2 protein-coding genes are annotated in these 2,939 nt (G+C 42.6%); both read right to left on the bottom strand.

Features of this window, described 5'->3' with window-relative positions; genetic code table 11:
- Positions 1–17 precede the first annotated feature (17 nt).
- Positions 18–1,319 (bottom strand): HlyD family type I secretion periplasmic adaptor subunit, encoded by a 1,302-nt coding sequence (locus Q0144_RS09775; protein WP_298063826.1) that lies wholly within the window; start codon positions 1,317–1,319, stop codon positions 18–20.
- Between the two features lie 24 nt (positions 1,320–1,343).
- The coding region (locus tag Q0144_RS09770; protein WP_298063823.1) for a type I secretion system permease/ATPase at positions 1,344–2,939 on the bottom strand (1,596 nt) is incomplete at its 5' end.

Genomic DNA, 2,939 nt, shown 5'->3' with positions numbered 1-2,939 from the left:
CCGCCTGCCCTCCTTCCCTACCTTACGCTAAGTCCTTCGTCTAGGTATTTGATGACGGGATAGATAAATAGCTCTATTACGCGTCTTTTGCCTACTTTTACTTCTGCCGTTACGCTCATACCAGGCTCGATCTCCTTTTTGATCCCATCTACGATCAAAAATGTAGAATCCGGTCTAATCTTTACTTCGTAAATTTCCCCCAGCTTCTCGTCATTTATCGCATCGTTTGCTATGTGGATGAGCTTACCTTCTATCTTGCCGTATTTTTGAAAGTCGAAGGTCTGAACCTTAATGGCTACGCTTTGATTGTTCTCCAGATAGCCTATGTCTTTATTAAGCACATTTGCTTTGATGATTAAAGGCTTATCGCTAGGCACTACAGAGATTAAATTTTCTTGATTTGTGATGGCGGTTCCTTGCGTATTTACTAGTAACTTCCCCACAAAGCCGTCAACCGGAGAGGAGATGATCTGCTGTCTGGTTTGAAACAAGATCGCATTGATCTCCGCTTTTAGTGAGCTTGCTTCCTTCTGTTTGGCTAGCATCTCATCAAGCCACTTAGATATGCTTTGGCTTTTAAAGGCTTCAAGCTCCTTGGCTAGCTCATCTAAATTTGCCTTTTGCTCGGCAAGCTTCTCTTTTGAAATTTTAAGATTGGAGTTTAGCTCGATTACCTTGGATTTGAGCTCATATAGATCCTTGCGCGCTATTATATCTTTTACTTTATTTAGATTACTTAGCCGCGCTTCGTCTATCTTTAAAATTCCGCTTAGTCTCTCGACCTCTAAATTAGTGGAATTTATCCCCATTTGCAGAGCTTGCATTTTTAGATTATAGACGTTTATGCTCTCTTCGTAATTTGATTTTTGCGTATTGTATAAGCTTAGTTCATCTGCGCTGATGTTAGCATCCAGACTCCTACCCGAACTTAGAGCGTCAAGCCTTTTTATCGAGTATTCAAGTAAGGCTAGGCTTTCTTGCTTGGTGGATAAATTTACCGTAGAGACGCTAGGATCGATTAAGATTAGATGATCGCCCTTTTTTACTCTATCACCCTCTTTTACTAAAATTTTAGAGACGACGCCGCTTTCGAGCGATTTTAAAATTTTGATCTCGCCGTCGGGCACGACCTTGCCGTTAGCGCTTACTACGATATCAACCTTAGCAAATACCATCCACAGCACGGCAAATATCAAAGCCCCACAAGCGATCCATAAGATAGATCTTCCCAAAGGGTTTTGCGGAGCATCCTCTATCTCGATTAAAAGAGGCTTAAACTCGTTTGAATCATCCTCTATTCTTTTGAAAATTTTTAGCATTGTTATTCCGCCCTACCCTTCGGCTTATCCTAGCTGCTTATCATATAAGCTCTTGTAGTAGCCGCCCAGAGCCATTAGCTCCTCGTGCTTTCCGCGCTCTACGATCTCGCCTTTATCTAGCACTAAAATTTCATCGCAATTCTTGACGGAATTTAGCCTATGGGCGATGATGATGAAGGTTTTTCCCTTTTTGATCTCGCTTAAATTTTTATTTATGATGCTTTCACTTTCATAATCAAGCGCGGAGGTCGCCTCATCAAAGATCAAAATTTTAGGATTATTTATGAGCGCTCTAGCGATTGCGATGCGCTGTTTTTGCCCGCCGCTAAGGCTTGAACCGCGCTCGCCTACGAAGGTATCGTAACCTCCCGCAAGCTCTGCGATAAAATCATGAGCGCCTGCGATCTTACTAACCCTGATGATCTCCTCCATACTCGCTCCGCTTGCTGCAAAGGCGATGTTTTCTTTGATACTGCCGCTAAATAGATAGTTTTCCTGAAGGACCACGCCGATGTTTTGCCTCAAAAGATATGGATTTAGGTGTCTGATATCTATGCCGTCTATGTAAACGGCGCCCGAGCTTTGCAGATAGAGCCGCTCGATCAGCTTTGTAATCGTGCTTTTGCCGCTGCCGCTTCTGCCTACTATGCCTACGCTTTTGCCCGGCTCTACGTGAAAGCTAATATCTTTTAGCACCAAATTTAGATCCGGTCTATATCTGAAATTTACGGCGTCAAATTTTATATCTCCTTCTATATTATTTAGCGCAATGGGTTTATCAGTGCTCTGCTCGGTTGGAGTATTTAATATATCTCCTAGCCTATCAACGCTAAGAAGGGCTTGCTGAAACTCATTCCAAAGACCTACCAGCCTCATTACAGGAGCGCTAAATTGCCCCGCAAACATCTGAAAGGCGATGAGTTGACCAACGCTTAGCTTGCCTTCTATTACGAGCCCCACGCCGAAGTATAAGATGCAAAGCGTCATAAGCTTTTGTAGTGCGGAGGCAAAGCCGCTTGCGACGTTGCTTAAATTTGAAAGATTAAAAGATGAGCGGACGTATCTGCCTAGATTTTCCTCCCACATCTTTTGCATACTGCCCTCGATCGCTAGAGATTTTACCGTCTGCATACCGGTTACAGCTTCTACGAGATAGGAGTTTGAAGCGGCTCCCATTTGAAATTTATCCTCCAGTCTCCTTCTAAGTACCGGCGTGATAAAAAAATAGATCGCAGCAATTACGCTTATAAATGCGATTGCGATCAGCGTAAGCTTCACGCTGTAAAGCAGCATCATAAAGACAAATACGAAGCTAAATAAAATATCAAGTAGCACGCTTACGCTTTTATTTGCGATAAACTCTCTTATGCTATCTAATTCTCGCACTCTAGCAACGATGTTTCCTACCTTGCGGTTTTCAAAGTAGGTCATCGGAAGCAGAGCTAAATGGCTAAAAAGCTCGCTACCTAGCCTAGCGTCAATTTTAGTAGTAGTGTGAGCGAATATATAATTTCTACTTAGGCTTAAAAGCATCTCAAATATGATGGTCGCCAAAAATGCAAATGCAATTACGTTTAGCGTGCTAATGCTATGATGAGTTAAAACCTTATCGAGCACCAC

Source organism: uncultured Campylobacter sp. (assembly GCF_938045345.1).
Lineage (GTDB): Bacteria > Campylobacterota > Campylobacteria > Campylobacterales > Campylobacteraceae > Campylobacter_B.
Note: the sequence above shows the minus strand (reverse complement) of the source record. Positions and strands in the feature narration are given on the sequence as shown.

What these genes read in the sequence shown, in the direction of transcription:
- Q0144_RS09775 (WP_298063826.1), bottom strand. Translation starts at nt 1,319, where the DNA reads ATGCTAAAAATTTTCAAAAGAATAGAGGATGATTCAAACGAGTTTAAG.